Source organism: Dyella soli (assembly GCF_054482295.1).
The window spans coordinates 947,916-966,123 of record NZ_JBTFFU010000001.1; the positions used below are offsets into that span (position 1 = coordinate 947,916).

At 66.4% G+C, this 18,208-nt stretch carries 13 protein-coding genes; 4 read left to right on the forward strand and 9 right to left on the reverse strand.

Annotation, left to right across the window (positions count from 1 at the left end; translation table 11 throughout):
• Positions 1-103 precede the first annotated feature (103 nt).
• From ACXU4B_RS04435 to ACXU4B_RS04470, 8 genes are all read right to left on the reverse strand, one after another.
• Positions 104-1,441, reverse strand: a complete 1,338-nt coding sequence (locus ACXU4B_RS04435) for an amino acid permease (RefSeq protein WP_131408119.1) — start codon at positions 1,439-1,441, stop codon at positions 104-106.
• Positions 1,442-1,450: 9 nt separating this feature from the next.
• On the reverse strand, positions 1,451-3,763 hold the full coding sequence (locus ACXU4B_RS04440; RefSeq protein ID WP_131408121.1) for an Orn/Lys/Arg family decarboxylase: 2,313 nt from the start codon (positions 3,761-3,763) through the stop codon (positions 1,451-1,453).
• A 177-nt stretch (positions 3,764-3,940) separates the two neighbouring features.
• Complete coding sequence (locus ACXU4B_RS04445) at positions 3,941-6,277, reverse strand: Orn/Lys/Arg family decarboxylase (RefSeq protein ID WP_131408123.1); 2,337 nt, start codon at positions 6,275-6,277, stop codon at positions 3,941-3,943.
• 74 nt (positions 6,278-6,351) lie between these two features.
• Positions 6,352-7,842 carry a DcaP family trimeric outer membrane transporter gene (locus ACXU4B_RS04450; RefSeq protein ID WP_131408125.1) on the reverse strand — a complete coding sequence of 497 codons (1,491 nt, stop codon included), beginning with the start codon at positions 7,840-7,842 and terminating at the stop codon, positions 6,352-6,354.
• Between the two features lie 410 nt (positions 7,843-8,252).
• The gene (locus ACXU4B_RS04455) at positions 8,253-11,330 is read right to left on the reverse strand and encodes an error-prone DNA polymerase (protein ID WP_131408127.1); all 3,078 of its coding nucleotides are present in this window, start codon (positions 11,328-11,330) and stop codon (positions 8,253-8,255) included.
• The gene (locus ACXU4B_RS04460) at positions 11,327-12,736 is read right to left on the reverse strand and encodes a Y-family DNA polymerase (RefSeq protein ID WP_131408129.1); all 1,410 of its coding nucleotides are present in this window, start codon (positions 12,734-12,736) and stop codon (positions 11,327-11,329) included. Before ACXU4B_RS04460 ends, ACXU4B_RS04455 begins: the two co-directional genes overlap by 4 nt.
• 9 nt (positions 12,737-12,745) lie before the next feature.
• Positions 12,746-13,369: a translesion DNA synthesis-associated protein ImuA gene (gene imuA / locus ACXU4B_RS04465; protein WP_131408131.1), complete on the reverse strand. Its 624-nt coding sequence runs from the start codon at positions 13,367-13,369 to the stop codon at positions 12,746-12,748.
• A gap of 12 nt (positions 13,370-13,381) precedes the next feature.
• Positions 13,382-13,951 carry a LexA family protein gene (locus ACXU4B_RS04470; RefSeq protein WP_131408133.1) on the reverse strand — a complete coding sequence of 190 codons (570 nt, stop codon included), beginning with the start codon at positions 13,949-13,951 and terminating at the stop codon, positions 13,382-13,384.
• A 245-nt stretch (positions 13,952-14,196) separates the two neighbouring features.
• Between ACXU4B_RS04470 and ACXU4B_RS04475 the strand changes: the two genes are divergently transcribed.
• The 4 genes from ACXU4B_RS04475 (at position 14,197) to ACXU4B_RS04490 (ending at position 17,724) form a co-directional block, all read left to right on the forward strand.
• Positions 14,197-15,492, forward strand: coding sequence for an OprO/OprP family phosphate-selective porin (locus tag ACXU4B_RS04475; protein WP_131408137.1), 1,296 nt, complete (start codon positions 14,197-14,199; stop codon positions 15,490-15,492).
• Between the two features lie 111 nt (positions 15,493-15,603).
• The gene (locus ACXU4B_RS04480; RefSeq protein WP_131408139.1) at positions 15,604-15,879 is read left to right on the forward strand and encodes a hypothetical protein; all 276 of its coding nucleotides are present in this window, start codon (positions 15,604-15,606) and stop codon (positions 15,877-15,879) included.
• Positions 15,876-16,133: a hypothetical protein gene (locus ACXU4B_RS04485; RefSeq protein WP_131408141.1), complete on the forward strand. Its 258-nt coding sequence runs from the start codon at positions 15,876-15,878 to the stop codon at positions 16,131-16,133. Before ACXU4B_RS04480 ends, ACXU4B_RS04485 begins: the two co-directional genes overlap by 4 nt.
• 13 nt (positions 16,134-16,146) lie before the next feature.
• Complete coding sequence (locus tag ACXU4B_RS04490; protein ID WP_165583143.1) at positions 16,147-17,724, forward strand: PepSY-associated TM helix domain-containing protein; 1,578 nt, start codon at positions 16,147-16,149, stop codon at positions 17,722-17,724.
• A gap of 61 nt (positions 17,725-17,785) precedes the next feature.
• Here ACXU4B_RS04490 and ACXU4B_RS04495 read toward each other — a convergent pair whose 3' ends face one another.
• Positions 17,786-18,103 carry an antitoxin Xre/MbcA/ParS toxin-binding domain-containing protein gene (locus tag ACXU4B_RS04495; RefSeq protein ID WP_240734015.1) on the reverse strand — a complete coding sequence of 106 codons (318 nt, stop codon included), beginning with the start codon at positions 18,101-18,103 and terminating at the stop codon, positions 17,786-17,788.
• Positions 18,104-18,208: the final 105 nt, after the last annotated feature.

The following is an 18,208-nucleotide window of genomic DNA, read 5'->3' on the forward strand; positions in this document are numbered from 1 at the left end:
AGCCTTGAGTAGGCTCCAGACATGATCGCACGACCCGGCATGGGTGGGCAGCGCCGGGCGGATGCGACAAAGCGTCACGTCGGTGACCGCACCCCCACCCCGGTCAGTGCTGCCCGGATTCGGGCGGGCGCGTGCTCGCCAGGGATTGCCCGCGACGCACCAGGGCGAACAGCGGCGTGGCCAGCAGCATCAGGATCAGCGCCTTGCGGTCGAGGTCAGCCGACTGCCCCGCCACCACGCCGATGCAGTAGACGCACGCCACCAGCCCGATGCCGATGAAGGCGCGCCGCCTCGCATCGGACATGTCCAGCATCCGGTTGAGGCGCCACATCGCCACCACGGAATAGATATAAGGCAGCGCCATCAGCACCACGGTGGCGTCGGTGATGCGCGAAAACTGCGTGGCCACGTTCGGCGACGTCGTGACGATGAGCATCAGCGTCATGATGATGCCGCTGATCACCAGGTTCTGGCTGGGCATGCCCTGGCGGTTGGTCAGCGCGAACCGTCGCGGGAACATGTCATCGTCGGCCGCGGCCTGCGCGGACTGCGCCACGATCAGGATCCAACCGACCAGCGAACCCGCCGCCTTGAGGATGGCGGCCAGCGAGATCACCACGGCGGCCCACGGGCCCACCATCATCCGGGCGGCATCGGCGAAAGGCGCGCTCGACGTCTTCAGCTCCGCATTCGGCAGCAGGCCCATGATCACGGTGGAACAGGCCACGTAGATCACCGTGGACACGACCAGTCCGATGATCGTCGCCAGCGGGACATTGCGCCTGGGGTTGTCGATCACCCCGGCCGATACCGCGGCGCTCTCCACGCCGAGGAAGGCCCACAGGGCAATCGAGGCACTGCGCTCGATGGCGACGCCCGTGGCGAGATCCGATGGATTCCAGCCCGCCTGGAACAGGTCGGCGCGAAACCAGAACCAGCCGAACAGTCCCACGAACGCGATGGGAAAAATGCCGGCAATGGTGCTGATGACCGTGAAGTGGCCCACCACATTGGCACCACGCGTATTAAGCCAGATGAACAGCCAGATCACGCTGGCCGTGCACGCGTTGGCGAACCACGGATTCTTGAGCACCGGGAAGAACACCGCGAGGTAGCCGGTCACCGATACGGCAATGGCCACGTTGCCGATCACATTCGCGCCCCAGTAAAGGAAGTTCGTCTGGAACGCGGGGAACGGGCCGAGATGGTCGCGCGCATAGGCATAAGGCCCACCCGCCTTCGGTTCGATCATGCCAAGGTGCGCGAACACCAGGCCCAGCGCACTGGCGCCGAGCGCCGCCGCGATCCATCCATAGATCGAGATGCTGCCGATGCTGGCCAGGCTCGAAGGCAGCAGGAACAGGCCGGTGCCGACCATATTGGCCACGACCAGCGACGAGGCGCCGACCAGTCCCATCTTGCGTGACGGCGTTCCATGCATGGGTTTGCCTCAGCGGGGCAGCAGGCACTGCACGTAGTACTCGCCGTCCTCGACCTCGACGCCGTGCGTGTCATGGCCAAATCCGGGAAACGCCTTGTCCCAGCTTTGCAGTGACTTCAGGTAGCCGATATACGGCCCCTTGGCGGCCCCCGCGCTTTCGCCGGGCATGATCATCGGAATGCCGGGTGGATATGGCACGACGCTGGTGGCGACGGTCCGGTTGGCGAGGTTGGCCAGCGCCACCCGCTCGACGCGTCCGCGTATCAGTTCCTGGTAGGCATCGGCGGGCGAAATGCGCACCTCGGGCAGGTCTGAAAACGCCTTCTGCAGGTGCGCCGTCTGCCCACCCTTCTTGAGCTCGGCAAACATCTGGTCGCCGAGGCCGCGCAAGCCCAGGCCTTCATAGCGCTCGGGGTGGCTGGCGACCAGTCCGGGCAGCACACGCGCAAGCGGCTTGTCGGCGTCATAGTCGCGCTTGAAGTCGAGCATGGCCGTGATCAGCGTGCTCCACTTCGCCTTGGTGATGCCGATGGAGAACAGGAACAGCACGGCAAAGTCACTGGTCTTCTCCACCTCGATGCCGCACGCATCCAGGTAGGCCGTCAGCAGCGTGGCCGGGAAGCCGGACTTGCCGAGCTCGCCGCTGTCTTCGACGCCAGGCGTCAACACCGACACCTTGATCGGGTCGAGCATGCAGTAACCATCCTCGAGATCGTCGAAGCCGTGCCATCCATCGCCCGGATGCAGGACCCAGCAATTGGGATCGGTGGCCAGCAGCTCCTGCGACGCATCCTCGAAGGCCACGCGCTTGCCGGTGGCGGGATCCTTCACCTTTTCGGCATTCCACGTGCGGAAGAACCAGGTCTTCTTCTTGGCGAAATCGCGATGCAGCCGCCCCACCACCTGGCGGAAGCTGATCGCCTCGTCGATGCTCTCGCGCGTCAGCGCAATACCCCCTACCCCGTCCATCATGGTGGCCGCGATCTCGTTGGACGCCATGATCGGATAGAACGGCGAGGTCGATCCGTGCATCATGAACGACTCGTTGAAGCGCGCGTGCGGCACGGGGCTCCTGCCGTCGCGGACGTGGATGTACGACGCCTGCGAGAACGCCGCGAGCAGCTTGTGCGTGGAGTGCGTGGTAAACACCGTCGGCCCTTTGGGATCGTGCGTGGAAGCATCGCCACGCATCGCCATGCGCCCCGCATACAGCGGGTTGAAGCGGCCGTAGCCGTACCACGCCTCGTCGAAATGCACGCGATCCACCCAGCCGCCGACTTCCTCGAGCACGCGTCCGGTGTTGTAACAGAGGCCGTCATAGGTCGAATTGGTCACCACGACGAAGACGGGCTGCTTGTCCTTCAGGCCCTTGGACAGCGGGTTGGAAGCCACTGCCTTGCGCACCGTCGCTTCGACGAAGCGCGCGGGGTAGATGGGGCCCATCAGGCCATAGCGGTTGCGCGACGGCACCAGGTAATGCGGGATGCCGCCGGTCATGGTCAGGCCGTGCTCGATCGACTTGTGGCAATTGCGGTCGCACATCACCACCTGGTCGCGGCCCACGCAGGCCATGAAGATGATGCGGTTGGAGGTGGACGATCCGTTGGTCACGGTGTAACTGCGGTGCGAACCGAAGATGCGCGAGATGTACTTTTCGCTGTCGCCAATGGGGCCGGTGTGATCCAGCAGCGAACCCAGCTCGCCGACGCTGATCGACAGGTCGGTGCGGAACACGTGCTCGCCGTAGAAGTCGTAGAACGCGCGGCCCGCCGGGTGCTTCAGGAACGCCGTGCCGCCGGTGTGGCCCGGCGTATGCCACGAATATTCGTGCACCTGGTTGAAACTGGACAGCGCGGTCGTCAACGGGCCGAACAACGCCGCCGTATACTTGCGCATGGCCGCGTGTACGCGGCCGCAGACGAAGGTTGCCGAGTCCTCGAGCAGCCAGACCAGCTCGTTGATGTCCTGCACCAGCTCGACGCTGAGCGTCCGGGCCTTGTCCCGCTCGATGAACAGGAAGATCGGCACGTTCTCATTGCGCGCGCGGATGGTCTTGATCAGGCTCGTCGCCGCGGCGTTGTCGCGTTCCTTGCCGTCATCGTCGGGCATGGACCAGTCGATCATCATGGCGTAGATGGCGGCATCCGAAACGATCGTGGCGCGGGCATCCTCGTGTGCGTTCGCCGTGACCGTCTCGATATTGAGATCGGCAAATTCCGCGGCCAGCGTGCGACAGGCCCTGCCACCGGCACTGTCGGTACCGATGCTTGGATGGACCAACAGCACGCGCAGTTTCAGGCGCTGGTTGCGACGCTCGAGCATGGCAAAAACTCCTCGCTGTTCAGCGCATGGTTGCGCCGGTTACAAGTCAGGGCTGCCTGGTTGGCCGCTCCTGCCCGGGTGAGCGCCGATGGCCGCGCGGTGTTCGGCGGCCATCGGCATCGATTTCGATTTTCATTGCCCCGGCCATGACGATGCCCCCACGGCGCCCGGGCGGACTCAGCGTTTCCTGGCAACCGTCTTGGGGGCCTTGGCCGGCGCGCGCTGCTCGACGAGGACCCTCGCCCACATATCGCCATTGGCATCGGGATGGACGTTCTGCACCTCGCGGCCGAAGCCTGGAAACTGCTTGCCGTACTTCTCCACTGCCTCGAGGAAGCGCAGGATCGGCCCGCCCTTGGGATCGACCCGCTCGCCGGGCATCAGCACCGGGATGCCCGGCGGATAGGGCACGATCATCAGCGCCGCCACGCGTCCCGGCAGGTCGGCGAGGCGCACTTCCTCGGTGTCGTTGTGGATCAGGCGCTGATACGCGGCGGCCGGCGTCACCACTTGTTCGGACAAGGCTTCGCCCGCCTGGTTGGCCATGGCCTGCAGGTTAAGGTCGCTCATCGCCTTGTGCATCTCCTCGCACAACTGCGGCAAGGTCATGCCGGCGTAGCGTTGCGGATAGGCGCGCATCAGGTCGGGCAGCGCCTCCTCGAGGCTGGCGTTGCGGTCGTAAAGGCGCTTGAATGCCAGCAAAGTCTCCAGCAGCGTGCCCCACTTGCCCTGGGTCGTGCCGACCGAAAACAGCACGAGCACGGTGTAGTCGCCGGTGCGCGCGATCTCCTGCCGGCGCGCATCGAGGAACTTGCTCAGGATCGCGCCGGGAATGCCCTGTTTGCTCAGCTTGCCCCTGGCGTCCGTGCCCGGGCAGAGGATGGTGACCTTGCTCGGGTCGAGCATGCAGAAATCGTCCGCCACCACCTCATCGGGAAGCCCGTGCCAGGCTTCGCCCGGGTGGAGCGTCCAGCACTTCGGGTCGCTCGCCAGCACCTCGCGTGGCGCGTCATAGAACGCCACCTTCTTGCCCTTGATGTTGACGCGGTCGGGCTGGAACAGCGAGAAGAACCATTCGCCCTCTTCCTCGAAGCGTTTCGCCACCGCCGCCACGGCCGCGCGGAAATCCACCGCATAACTTAGCGTTTCCCGCAGCAGCGTAGGTCCTGACGGCTCGTCCATCATGGCGCTGGCAATATCCAGCGAGGCGATCAACGGATAGAACGGCGAAGTGGTGCCGTGCATCATGAACGCCTCTTTGATTGGCGACCATGCCATCTCGCCACGCTTGCTGTTGCTGACGTGGATGTAGGAAGCCATCGAGAACGCCGGCAGCATCTTGTGCGTCGACTGCACGGAGAACACCGTCGGCCGGTCCTTCATGTCGTGCGGCACGCCCATCGCGTAGCGATGCTTGTAGATCGGGTGGAATTTCCCGTAGGCGTACCAGGCCTCGTCGAAATGCACGCGCGGGACGCTGGCGGCCAGCAGTTCGGTCACGCGGTCGACGTTGTAGAGCAGGCCGTCGTAAGTCGGGTTGGTCACTACCGCATGCACCGGCTCCTTCGAGGTGGCATCCTTCGACAACGGCGAGTCCGCGATCAGGCCCCGGATGTGCTCCTTGGTGAAGCGCTTGGGCGGAATGAGGCCGATCATGCCGTAGCCGTTGCGGCTCGGCTGGAAGTACACCGGTCGCGCACCGCACAGGATCATCGCGTGATCCAGCGACTTGTGGCAGTTGCGGTCGATGACAACCATGTCGTCCTTGGCGATCGATGCCTGCGCCACGATGCGATTGGATGCCGACGATCCGGCCAGCACGTAGAACGTCCAGTCGGCGCCGAACACGCGCGCGGCCATGCGCTGCGATTCCGCCGGCGGTCCCTCGATGTCGAGCCAGGAACCTAGCTCGACATTGGAGATGCCGATGTCGGCCCGCATGATGTTCTCGCCGAAGAACTCATGGAATTCGGCGCCCGCCGGATGCTTCAGGTAGGCCGCGCCGCCCATGTGGCCCGGTGCATCCCACTGGTAAGTACCCTCTTCCGTCAGCTTCTTGAGCGCCTTGAAGTACGGCGGCAGCATGCCGGCGTGGTAGTCGTCGATGGCGAACTGCAGGCGCTTGGCAAAGAAGTCCGGGGTCTCGCCGGCAAGGTTGACGTATTCACGCACTTCGCGAATCACGCTCAGCGGCAGGTCCGGCGTGCGCGCGTTCCTGCTGAACAGGAAGATCGGTACGCGCACGGACTTCTCGCGCACGGCGCGGATGATGGCCAGCGCCGGGGCTTCGCTCATCTTCGCTGTTTCGCCCAGGTCCCAGTCGATGGCCACCGCCGAATACGAGGCGGAGCCGCGCGCGATCACCAGTCCGTCTTCGCAGGTGATCGCCTGCACCACCTGGATGCCGCGCTCCCGGATGGCCGTGCCAAGCCGTTGCAGCGCAAACCGGTAGACGGAACCCTCGTCGGGCAGATCGCTGGTGACGTAGAGCACCCAGGGGCGGTTCATCGACATGCCACTTCTCCATTCATGAGCATCGGGTCCTGTTGCCGCTTGCGATCGGTGGCGCGAAGACTCCCCTGCCCTGATCAGGGATTGAGGTCGTAACGGAAGGTTGTCTGCAGGCGCTGGCCTTGTCCGCGAAGATCGGTGAGGGCGATGTTCTGGCCCCACAGGTATTCGACGCCGAGCATCGCGCGCTCACTGAATTGCCAGGCGAGGTTGAGCGAAGCGAACTTGGTGCTCTTGGGCAGGTTCTGGTCGATCAGCAGGTTCGAATTCGGGCTGATGCGCAGATAGCCATAGGACAGGCTCGAGCTGAGCGTCTCCGCCCAGGAGTGCGTATATCCCGCGCCCCACCCGCGCGCGCGTATCGCCCTGAGGTCGCCCTCGCGCGTGAAGGCCGCATCCAGGCCCAGGCCGGAAATGTCCTGCAGGAAATTGGCATAGCCGCGGCCGTTGCTGACCCAGCCCTGCACGCTGTCGCGCTCGAACACCTTGGTCATGCCGGTCAGCTGCATCGCGTAGCCATTGGTGCTGCGCGTGCGCGCCGTGGCGCTCTCCACCCGCAGGTCACGGAACAGGTTGGCCCACTGGATATGCCAGTCGGGCGCCTGCCAGCGAAGTCCGAGCACGAAGTCGGGCCAGCGGGAGTACGTGCCGAAACCTTCCGGCACGGTGACGTCCGCGTTGGGCTTTTCCATCGACAGGGGCAACGTGAGCACGCTGTCACCACTCTTGTACAGCACCGGCGCGAAGCGAATCTGCGGCCCGTACTTGAAGGTGAAGGAGTTCGGACCCTCATAGTCGAGGGTGTTCGGGAATACGTCGATATCGGTAAAGGCGGAGATGTTGTAGCCGGCGAGAAGGCTGAAGCGATCGTTGTCCAGCTCTCCGTAAAAATACTGAAGGTTGTACGGCATGTCGCCGGTACCGCTGCCGAAGAAGTTGTTCTTGTAGACCACCTTCAACGTGCCGTAGTCGGTCTCACGGCGGAAATCCATGCGGAAGATGCTCTGCTTCGCGCTCAGGTTGGAGCGCCAGCCGGTGTTGTAGAACGGCTGGCCACGCACGGGAATCGACGAAGGAACGAACAGGTCCTTCGAACCCATATAAGTGTTGTCGGCCATCGTGTCGAGCTGCGCGACCAGGTCCAGCTTCAGCAGGTTTCCGGTTTCGCCCAGGCGCACATAGCCTTCGGGCAGCGGCTCGGCGACGCCGGCCAGGGCCGAAGGCGGGCGATACGGCGGAGGCGTCGCCGGCTGCGGTGCCGTCGCTGCGGCCACCAGTGGCGCATGGGCCTCGGGCGCGGCTGGCGGCTTAGCCGCCGCGGCCTTCTCCTGCGCGGCCTCCTTGGACTCCAGTTCATCCAGACGCTGCTGCATCTTCTGCATCACCTGCTGCTGCGCCTGCATCTGCTGGCGCATCTGGGTGAGCTGTGCCTTCAGGTCGTCGTTCGATGCCGACGACTGGGCGTACGCAACCGAACCATCCAGCATCACCGCAAGGCAGGCAGCGGCGCCAAGGGCGGGCAGCTTGCGACGGATGCCCACCTTGCAGTTATTCCGTGATCGACTCATGACGTGCTCCCTTGCAGGGTTGCGCAACGAACGCCAAATCGATTTAGCCGTTTAGCCGTGGATCGACGCCGACAGCCATGTTTTCCCCTCGCATGACGCCATGTACGTCGGTAAGTCGTCCGGCAAGAAGCGCGGATCCACCACACCCGCCATGAAGCAGACTTCGGCCGACGCAATCGCCGCAAAAATTAAGCATGTTTTGCGTCGAAGTGGCGTGAAACAAAATCCTTCACGCAAGTGCTTGCGCCATGCATTGCACGACGATCGAAGGACTGTATTCGAGCAGCGGCATCCACGAGATGATGGCGCCTTCACGCCGCATCGCAGGCAACCGTCACAGGTTTGTCACCTGGCTGTTGCGCGACGGCCCGGTCGGCACCCGGGAGCCGATGGTGGCCTCGCGCATGCGCTCAATGGAAATCCCGCGAGCGACTGTCGAGCGTGCCAAGCAACTGGCTGAAGTCGATCAGTCGATCCGCAATGAGATGGCTCACGCCATCCACATGCTCCCAGCGACCATCCACGCCAAGCAGCCGCGCCTCCAGGTAGGTGCGACGTTGCCGCTCGGCCACATGACTCCAGACGACCACGTTGATCGGCCCGTATTCGTCTTCCATGGTGATGAAGGTGACGCCGCTCGCCGTCTGCGGGCGTTGCCGCTGGGTGACCAGGCCGGCGGCACGCACCCGGCTGGCATGCGGCTGGTGGCGCAGGGCGCGCGAATCGGTGCAACGCGCCGCTCGCAAGCGTGCACGAATTTGCCGCAGCGGATGCGGACCAAGCGTGAGGCCCACGCGCGCATAGTCAGCCAGCGTGCTCTCGCCTTGCGAGGGCGGTGGCAAGGCAACGGCGGCTTCCTCCGGGCTGGCATGTCCGAACAACGGCAACTGCGGCTCGATGCCGGCGATGGCCCAGCGCGCGCGATGGCGATGCCCGGCCAGGCCACGCAAGGCGTCCGCTTCCGCGAGCGCTTCCTGGTGGCGCCGGTCCAGGCCGACGCGCGTGCAAAGATCGGTCACGTCGTGGAATGGCCGACGCTCGCGTTCGGCCACCAGCCGTTGCGCCACGTCCTCGCGACATCCGCGCACCTGGCGAAAGCCCAGCCGGATCGCAAGCCCGCCACGCGACGCGGGCTCATCTTCCAGCAGGTTGTCCCAGCCGCTGTGGCGCACATCGACGGGACGAACCTTGACGCCATGCCGCTGCGCATCCTGCACGATCTGGCTGGGCGCATAAAAGCCCATGGGCTGTGCATTGAGCAGGGCGCACAGGAAGGCCGCCGGATAATGGCATTTCAGCCAGCAGCTCACGTACACGATGTGCGCAAAACTCGCGGCATGGCTTTCGGGGAAGCCGTACGAACCAAAGCCCTTGATCTGCTCGAACAGGCGCGCGGCGAATTCCGCTGTGTAACCCTTCTCGAGCATGCCGCTGGTGATGCGTTCACGATGCTTCTCCATGCCGCCATGCCGCTTCCACGCCGCCATCGCGCGGCGAAGCTGGTCGGCCTCGCCGGCCGTATAGCCGGCGGCGACGATGGCCAGCTTCATCACCTGTTCCTGGAACAGCGGCACGCCAAGCGTCCGCGCGAACACTTCCTTGAGGTCCTCCGACGGATAGTCCACCGGCTCCTCGCCACGACGGCGACGCAGGTACGGATGCACCATGTCGCCCTGGATGGGCCCCGGCCGCACGATCGCCACCTGGATCACCAGGTCGTAGAAATTCTCCGGGCGGTGGCGCGGCAACATCGCCATCTGCGCCCTGCTCTCGATCTGGAACACGCCGATGGTGTCGGCCCGCTGGATCATGGCGTAGGTGGCGGGGTCTTCCCGGGGAATCGTCGCGGTGGTGAGGTCGCGCTGGTGGTGCGCGCGCAGCAGGTCCAGGCATTTGCGCACGCAGGTCAGCATGCCGAGCGCCAGGCAATCGACCTTGAGCAGGCCCATGGCGTCGAGGTCGTCCTTGTCCCACTGGATGATCGTGCGATCGGGCATCGCCGCGTTTTCCACCGGCACCAGGTGCGACAGCGGCTGGTCGGAAATGACGAAGCCGCCGACGTGCTGGGAAAGATGCCGCGGAAAATCCAGCAACTCGGCGGTAAGCCGCAGCACGCGCCGGATCAGCGGGCTTTCCGGGTCGAAGCCGCGTTCGCGCAGGCGATCTTCCAGCGCATCTGCGCCGTCCCACCAGGCAAACACCTTGGACAGCAGGTCGATCTGGTCCATCGGCAGGCCCAGGGCGCGCGACACGTCGCGCACCGCGCTCTTGCCGCGATAACAGATCACGGTGGCGGCCAGTGCGGCGCGGTCACGCCCGTATTTTTCGTAGATATGCTGGATGACTTCCTCGCGCCGCTCGTGCTCGAAGTCGATATCGATGTCCGGCGGCTCCTTGCGTTCCTCGGAGATGAAGCGCTCGACCAGCAAGCTGGTGCTGTCGGGGTCCACCGCGGTGACGCCAAGCGCGTAGCAGACGGCGGAATTGGCGGCCGAGCCGCGCCCCTGGCAGAGAATGTCGCGGCCACGCGCAAAGCTCACGATTTCATGCACGGTGAGAAAATACGATTCGTAGCGCAACTTCTCGATGAGCTGCAGCTCGTGCTCGATCTGCCCGCGCACTTTCGCCGAAACCCCTTGCGGCCAGCGCCAGCGCATGCCCTCCTCCGTCAGCTGCCGCAGCCAGCTGGTCGCGGTATGGCCCGCGGGCACCAGTTCGGCCGGGTAGCGATAGCTCAGCTCCGTGAGCTGGAACGTGCAGCGTTCGGCAAGGCGCACGCTTTCTTCCATCAGCGATGCCGGATAGATCGCCGCCAGCGCTTCGCGCGTGCGCAGATGGCGCTCGCCATTGGGGAACAGCAAGGCACCGGCATCGGCCACCGAGCAGCGATGGCGGGTGGCGGTGAACACGTCCTGCAGGGCGCGCCGGCGCCGCACATGCATGTGCACGTCACCCGTGGCCACCGTGCGCATGCCCAGTTCGGTCGCCAGCGCCTGCAGTATGCGCAGGCGCGCCGCGTCGTCAGGGCCGCGATGCAGTTCGATCGCCAGCCACAGCCGATCGCCGAACAGGCTGCGCAACCAGCCGCCGTGCTCACGCTCGGGCGTGGCCGCCGGCAGCCAGAGTGCGAGCGTGCCGGGCAGGCCATCGGCGACATCCTGTCGCGTCACGCGATAGCTGCCCTTGTCGGCGGCGCGCCGGCCACGCGTGATCAGCGCGCACAGCGCGACATAACCTTCCAGCGTCTCGCACAGCAGCACCAGTTTCGGCCCGTCCTCCAGCTGGAACTCGGCACCCACGACCAAGGCCATGGCGGTATCGCGCGCTGCCTCGAAGGCGCGCACGATGCCGGCCAGCGAACATTCGTCGGTGATCGCCAGCGCGCGATAGCCGCACGCCTTCGCGCGCTCGAACAGCTCGCGCGCACTCGATGCGCCACGCTGGAACGAGAAATTGGACAGGCAATGCAGCTCGGCGTAGTCGTTCATGCGAACCACCCGTGCAGCATCCATGCGCCCTGCTCGCCCGGCGCGCAGAACACCCAGGCGCATTGCCCTTGCCCGGTACGCACCACGTAATAGTCGCGACGCATGTCGCCGCCGTCCCACCAGCCGGTTTCGATGCGCTCGGGGCCCGCCAGGATGGTCGTCGGCGGCCCGCGCAACGGTTGCGGCGATTCGAGCAGCCAGGTGGGGCGCGGCAGTACCTGCATGCCGGTGGGACTCGCGCCCGGCGCCGCGGTCTGCGCCAGTTCGGGGCGTGGATCGAGCGTGCGCCGCAGGTGCTGGATGGATGACTCGCCCAGGCGCGCGCGCAGGCGCTCGCGCAACTGGTCCAGCGGCACTGCATGGGCGGGACGCGTGTCGAACAGGTCGCGCCCCGCCGGCACGAAGGGCGGCAATTCGCGTGCAACCAGTCGCATCGCCACCACCGCTTGCGGCAGCGCCTGGCGCTCCAGGCGGCCACGTGCGCAGTCGAACAACAGCGCGGCATCACGCCCGGCGGCAAGCATGCCTACCGACACGCAGGTCGGCGGGCCGCTGCGGTGTTCCAGTTCCAGCTCGAAGCGCTGCACGCCACCATCGCGCCCCGCCAGATAGACGGCCAGGTCGCCGGTGAGGCGACGCAACGGAAACACCAGCGCCTCGACGTGCTCGATTTCGTGCGTCCATTCCATGCGCTGCTCGAACGTGTCGGGCGGACGATAACTTTCCATCGGCGTCGGCTCGTCGCCGGCAAGGCGATCGAGCAGGGCCACCAGCTCGCCGCCGAAACGCCGCTGCAGCCCCGCACGCGGCAACGCGAACAATTGCCCCAGTGTGCGGATGCCCATGGCCGGCAAGGCCTGGGCGGCATCAGCGGGCAGGCGCGCCCGCGCGATGTCGATGGGCGACAGGGCGCGGCGCAACGCATCGGGCGTCATCACGGCCATGCCGTCGTGCACGCCGGCCAGCACGTAGGCGGCATGCGGCGTCGGCGCGAGCGCGATGCGATGGCGGAAGCCGAGTTCCTTCAGGTCATCGCGCAGCAGCGCTTCAAAATGCGGCCAGGGGCCGAACAGGTTGAGGCTGCGACTCACCTCCAGCACCACGGCGTGCGCGAACAAGCCCACCTCGCCGCTGTAGCGGTACGCCCAGGCCGCGAGCAGGCGATGCCAGCGCGCTTCCTCGCCGGGGTCGTGCTCGACCATCGCGAACTGGCTGAGCAACGCCTGCGCCGCCGCCAGGCGCTGTCCTCGATACAGGCCTGCGGCACGCGCGGAGGCATTGGCCGCGTGCACGATGCGCACCTGCGCCGGCCCGCTCACCAGCACCAGCGGTTCGTCCGCTGGCGGGCGTCGCCGGAGGACACCGTCCAGCGCCAGTTGCGGCAGCAGAATGCAGGCCCATGACATGTCGCGTCCTCACGACCAGCCGGCAACGAGCGGCACCGTGCCTGCCGGCGGGTTGCCGCCACGGCATTTGCGCACGCGCACCTGCAGCGAGGGCTCGCTTTCCAGCTCCAGCCGCAACGCCGCCGGCGATGCCTGCACGGCATGGCGTCGATCGCGGAACACGAAGGCCAGTGCCTTGCCGGCGTCGGCCGCCACCTGCAGGCGGCGCAAGGCGCGATCGTCCGCCTGTGCCGGCCATGCCAGCACGGCCGCGCAACTGCCCGAGCGCAGGCATTGCTCGGCAGCCCACAGCACATCGCGCTCGCCGGCCTGCACGATATCCACCTGCGACATGACCACGCCGCGCGCTTCCCAGCCGGGCACATAGGGCAGGTATGGCGGCGCGATCGCCACGACGCTGAGCGCCGCCTGCGTCAGCCGCGCCAGGGTCGGCAGCACCAGCTGCAATTCGCCGACGCCGTCGACGGGCAGCAGGATTTCGGTCAGCGCATGCTCCGGCCAGCCACCGGCGGGCAGCATGGCATCAAGTCCGGGCCAGCCTGTCGGCTGCTTGCTGTCGGGTAGCGGCGCGGCGTGTCCATGCCAGACCTGGCGGGCGTGAATCAATGCATCGAGCGCGACGACGCGGCCCATGGGATACGCCCCTCAGCGCAAGGTGCGCAGGCAACGAGTGACCACGCCCCAGATCGACAGCGTCTCGCCTTCCTTGAACACGATGGGCTTGAAGTGCGCGTTTTCCGGCAGCAGCGCGACGTGGCCGTCCACCTTGCCGAGTCGCTTGATGGTCAGCTCGCCATTGACCACCGCCACCACGATGTCGCCCTGGCGCGGCGCCAGCGCGCGATCCACCAGCACTTCGTCGCGGTCGAAGATGCCCGCGCCGATCATCGACCAGCCGGACACGCGGATGATGAAAGTGCTCGGTTCATGCCCGGGCAGCACGAGGTGCTCATTGAGGTCGACCACCTCGTCGACGTCATCGTCCGCCGTGGATGGCACGCCCGCCGGCACGCGGCTGAGGAAGGCGGCAAGCCCCACCGTCGAGGGCGTCAACGACATCGGCCGCGGCGACTCCAGCGAAGCCCCGCCCTTGTATGCATCCAGATACGCCAGCACCGACGGTACCTGGCTTTCAGGCACGCGAATGCGCTGGCTGGGCTCACCGGCAGGACGGCCGGCGCCCGGACGACTTCCACCGTGATCGGAAGGAGACATGGCTCAACTTGATTATCGGGACGATAATCAAGATACCACCATCCCCATCTCATTACCTGAGATACGCCGCGATTTGTCGGGCATGTTCGGCACCCGCGCAGCCAGCTTGCCACACCTGCCCGATCACCAGCGCATACATGGCGAACACAGGTTGCCGCCCCACAATCGGACCCCAGGGAGCCCGGTGCACGACACGCCAGGCGATCTCGCCGCCTGCCGGCAACGATCGGGGATGATCGAGAGTCATGGGCGAATCCGCATGCCTGGCATCGACAAGCCGCAAGCCCGCCTGGCTTGCCACCGCCCTGGCCTGCACGCTTGTTTGCGCCTGCGTCACCCGGCCACCCCGGCCCGATCAACCCTCCACGCCGACACCCGCGCCGTCCACCGGCCCCGAATCTGCCGGCGGGCCGGCCGTCGACGCACTTCGTCGCCTGTCGCTGATGCGCCCCCTGGAGGGCGGCATCGATACGCCGCTCATCCATACCCAGATCCACGGCTACCTGATGATCGATGCCGCCCACTATTCCGGCCAGGGACTGGGGCACGCCGACTTCAGCGTGCGCAGGGCCGACATCAGTTTCGAGCGCGACCTGCGGCGCGACTGGCTGTTTTACGCCAATGCCGAGCTGGTCAACGGACACCTTGAATTCAAGGACGTCTATGTGCGCAAGCAGACGCGGCACTTTGGCGTGGTGACCATCGGCAACCAGCGCGAACCGTTTGGCCTGGAGCAGTACGGCAGCTTCAAGAACACCACCTTCCTGGAACGCGCCACGACCAATGCATTGGCCCCCAGCCGCAGCGTCGGCGTCAGTTCCAGCGATGTGCACGGCCCGTGGATCTGGAGCTACGGTTTCTACACGGCCGGCCCCGACGACGAGGGCAGCAAACAGCGCGGCGCCGCCCTGACCGGACGCCTCGCCTATGTCGTGCACGCAGCCGATGGCCTCTATCACCTGGCCTTCGACTTTTCCACGCGCCGGTTCGGCCCCGGCAATGACCAGCATTTCAAATCCGCGCCGGAAGTGGCGCTCTCGTCCGGCTCGTACTTCCTCGACACCGGCAGCATCAGCGGCTCGAACCGCGTGCAGCGCCTTGGCCTCGAGGCCGCCCATGTCAGCGGCCCGTTTTCCTGGCAGGCGGAATACATGGAAGACCATCTGCAGCGCAGCGATGGCCTGCCGTCACTGCGCTTCAGGGGCTGGTACGCGTTCGCGAGCTGGATGCTGACCGGCGAAAGCCGCGACTATCGCGAGAGCAACGCCACCTTCGGCGCGGTGATCCCCCGCGCCGCCTGGAACGGGCATGGTGGCGGCGCCCTGGAGCTTGCCCTGCGGCTGAGCCAGACCGATCTGAACGACCGCGACGTGCTGGGCGGCAAGGAGACCAACCTCAGCTTCGGCATCAATTGGTACCTGGACAAATACCTGCGGTTGTCGGCTAACGTGGTCCACGCCATCGACCTGGACAAGCCCGGCAACGCCCATGACGGCCAGCATCCCTATGCAGTGGTCGGCCGCCTGCAATACCAGTTCTGATCGCCGGGTCGGCGATTGCCGCGGGTTGACACGCGGCCCATGCAAAACAAGAATGGTTCTCATTAATTTGCTTTTGCGGGCCGCCCTGGCGCCCGGCAAGGAATACGCCACGTGATCACCCTCAGTGCGCTGCTGCTGACCCTGGCCGGCGCCGCGCTTGTTTACCTCGCGAACGGACAGCAACGGCTGCTGTCGACGACGCTGCGCGCGCCGGCAAGGCTGGCGGGCTGGCTGCTGATCCTCGCGGGGCTCGCGTGCTGGCTGAGCGCTGCCGGCACCGGGCCGGGCATCGCCGCCGCACTGAGCACGCTGATGCTGGCCTGGGTGCTGCTGCCCTATCTCGCCTGGTGGCGCACCGCAGTCCTGGCGGACACGGACCGGCCATGATCGCCCGCTGCCTGGCCGGCACCCTGCTCGGCTTTCCACTCGCCGCCACCGTGCTCGCCCTCCTGCTGAAACTGCTGCCGGATCACGGCCAGGCTTACCTGGTCCCGGCCCTGATCCTGTTCTTCCCGTTGTGGACGGGCGTGATGGCGGCGGCCTATCTGTTCCGCAGCGGCCTGCGCGCATGGCTGGTCCTGGGCACCGCCAATGCGATGGCGTTCGCCGCGCTGTGGGCCGGGCGCGCGGCGGGTCTCTAGCCAGGGTGCCGCGATGAAAGCCGCCACGATTCGTACCTTCCAGACTGTGCACACATGGACCGGCCTGCTCGCCGGTTTCGCGCTGTTCGTGGCGTTCTATGCCGGCGCGCTGGTGGTCTTCCATGACGACATCGCCGCCTGGCAGAACCCGCCGTGGCGCAGCGCCGTGGATGCCGATGTGCCGGTCGATGCATTGATCGAGCGCCTGCTGGCGAGCCATCCGGCCGCCCGCGAGGACTTCGGCATCGTGCTGCCCACCGACCCGTCGCACGCTGCCTATGCGTACTGGCAGGACGGCGACGACACCCGCTTCGCCACCGCCAGCCAGATGGACGCGCCGCGCGCCGAAGCGGGCGCGGACGAACTGGCCGACTACATCTATGCGCTGCACGACTCGCTCGGGCTGCCGGTGTTCGGCCTGTACCTGATGGGCATCGTGAGCGTGCTCTATGGCCTGGCGCTGGTGTCGGGCATCGTGATCCACCTGCCGCAGCTGCTGCAAAACATCTTCGCCATGCGCGTGGGTCCCAACCTGAAACGGCTGTGGCAGGACGCGCACAACGCCATCGGCGTGCTCAGCCTGCCGTTCCACGTGATCTTCGCGGTCACCGGCGCGCTGTTCTGCCTGCTCACCCTCACGCTGGCCGCACTGAACACGGTGGCCTTCGACGGCCAGCTGTTCGGCGCCTTCGCCCACGCCACGCAGACCACCCCCGCGGTGACCGCCAGCGGCACGCCGGCCAGCATGCTTCCGCCCGAGGCCCTGATCGCGCGTGCGCGCACCGAAGCGTTCACCAGCGGCGTGACCACCTTCAAGCCGGACTACCTGCACTTCGTGCACTACGGCGACCACAACGCCGTGGCCGAAGTGCGCGGGCTCTCCCAGCACACCCTGGGCACATTCGGCTCGGTGGCGCTGTCCGCCCACGACGGCAGCGTGCTGGGCAACCACGTGGGCAACCGCTACAGCCTCAACGGCATCAGCTATGCCGCGCTGTTCGGGCTGCATTTCGGCACGTTCGGCGGGCGCACGGTGCAGTGGCTGTATTTCGTGCTGGGCCTGGCCGGTGCGTTCCTGTTCTATTCGGGCAACCTGCTGTGGATCGAGTCGCGCCGCAAGCGTCGCGTTGCCGACCAGCCGCTACGCACGCTGGTGATGGCACGCGCCACCATCGGCGTGTGCATCGGCACCTGCCTCGGCATCGCCGGTGCATTCGCCGCCACCTGGGTGTCGGCGCGACTGGGTGTGGATGCGGGCTTGCCGCAGCGTGTCGCCTGCTATGGCCTGTTCTTCGCCGCCTGCGCCTACGCCAGCATCCGGCCAGTGGCGAGGGCCACCGCCGAACTGCTGTGGATGACCGCCGCGCTGACCGTCCTGGTGGCGACGGCCGACCTGGCCGGCAACGCATCGGCCATCGCCCGGGCCTGGACACCACTGACCTGGAGCGTGCTCGGCGTCGACCTCACCGGCATCGCCATGGGCATTGTCTTTGCGTGTTTCGCGCGCGCATCGGCGCGCCGTGCGCGCAGCGGTGACGCCAACAGCGTGTGGTCGCTGCAGGCGGCGTCCACGTCGCGCAGCAGCCCCTAGCGCCAGCGACCACCCGGGTCGCCGGCACCGCTGCGCCGCCACGACAGGCAGCGCGGCACCGTCAATAAGCCATGCGCGCGGAGTTCAGGCGCGCCGGCACCGGCGCGTCGCCCATCAGCGAAATTTCGTCCCACACGCCGTCTTCCTCGCCATCGGCGAGCAGTTCGTAGGCGGTGCGCCCCCCAAAGGCGTTCTGATGGCGGCACATCCACCGCACGGCGCGCTGGCGATCGCCCAGGCTCTGCACGAGCATGGTCGCCAGCGTGGCATACCGCTGTTCAAGCATGCCAAAGGCGCGCTCCATCACGTCTTCCCGCAAGGTGTTGATCTGAGCAAGCTCCGTGGCAACGTCCTGAAACCTGATCGTAACTTTGCGCATACGTTTGCTCCTTCCGCCCTCATCGACACGCCCTGCCCCTCCGCTTGCCTCGCACACCCCGGTATCCGGGCCGCGGCACACACCTGGACCAGGGGTCCGCCGCCT

Excerpts from the sequence above, each read along its gene's own strand:
- ACXU4B_RS04440 (WP_131408121.1), bottom strand. The coding sequence starts at position 3,763 with ATGCTCGAGCGTCGCAACCAGCGCCTGAAACTGCGCGTGCTGTTGGTC.
- ACXU4B_RS04485 (WP_131408141.1), top strand. The coding sequence starts at position 15,876 with ATGATCGCCCGCTGCCTGGCCGGCACCCTGCTCGGCTTTCCACTCGCC.
- ACXU4B_RS04460 (WP_131408129.1), bottom strand. The coding sequence starts at position 12,736 with ATGTCATGGGCCTGCATTCTGCTGCCGCAACTGGCGCTGGACGGTGTC.
- ACXU4B_RS04475 (WP_131408137.1), top strand. The coding sequence starts at position 14,197 with ATGGGCGAATCCGCATGCCTGGCATCGACAAGCCGCAAGCCCGCCTGG.
- ACXU4B_RS04470 (WP_131408133.1), bottom strand. The coding sequence starts at position 13,951 with ATGTCTCCTTCCGATCACGGTGGAAGTCGTCCGGGCGCCGGCCGTCCT.
- ACXU4B_RS04445 (WP_131408123.1), bottom strand. The coding sequence starts at position 6,277 with ATGTCGATGAACCGCCCCTGGGTGCTCTACGTCACCAGCGATCTGCCC.
- ACXU4B_RS04455 (WP_131408127.1), bottom strand. The coding sequence starts at position 11,330 with ATGAACGACTACGCCGAGCTGCATTGCCTGTCCAATTTCTCGTTCCAG.
- ACXU4B_RS04495 (WP_240734015.1), bottom strand. The coding sequence starts at position 18,103 with ATGCGCAAAGTTACGATCAGGTTTCAGGACGTTGCCACGGAGCTTGCT.
- ACXU4B_RS04435 (WP_131408119.1), bottom strand. The coding sequence starts at position 1,441 with ATGCATGGAACGCCGTCACGCAAGATGGGACTGGTCGGCGCCTCGTCG.
- ACXU4B_RS04450 (WP_131408125.1), bottom strand. The coding sequence starts at position 7,842 with ATGAGTCGATCACGGAATAACTGCAAGGTGGGCATCCGTCGCAAGCTG.
- imuA (WP_131408131.1), bottom strand. The coding sequence starts at position 13,369 with ATGGGCCGCGTCGTCGCGCTCGATGCATTGATTCACGCCCGCCAGGTC.
- ACXU4B_RS04490 (WP_165583143.1), top strand. The coding sequence starts at position 16,147 with ATGAAAGCCGCCACGATTCGTACCTTCCAGACTGTGCACACATGGACC.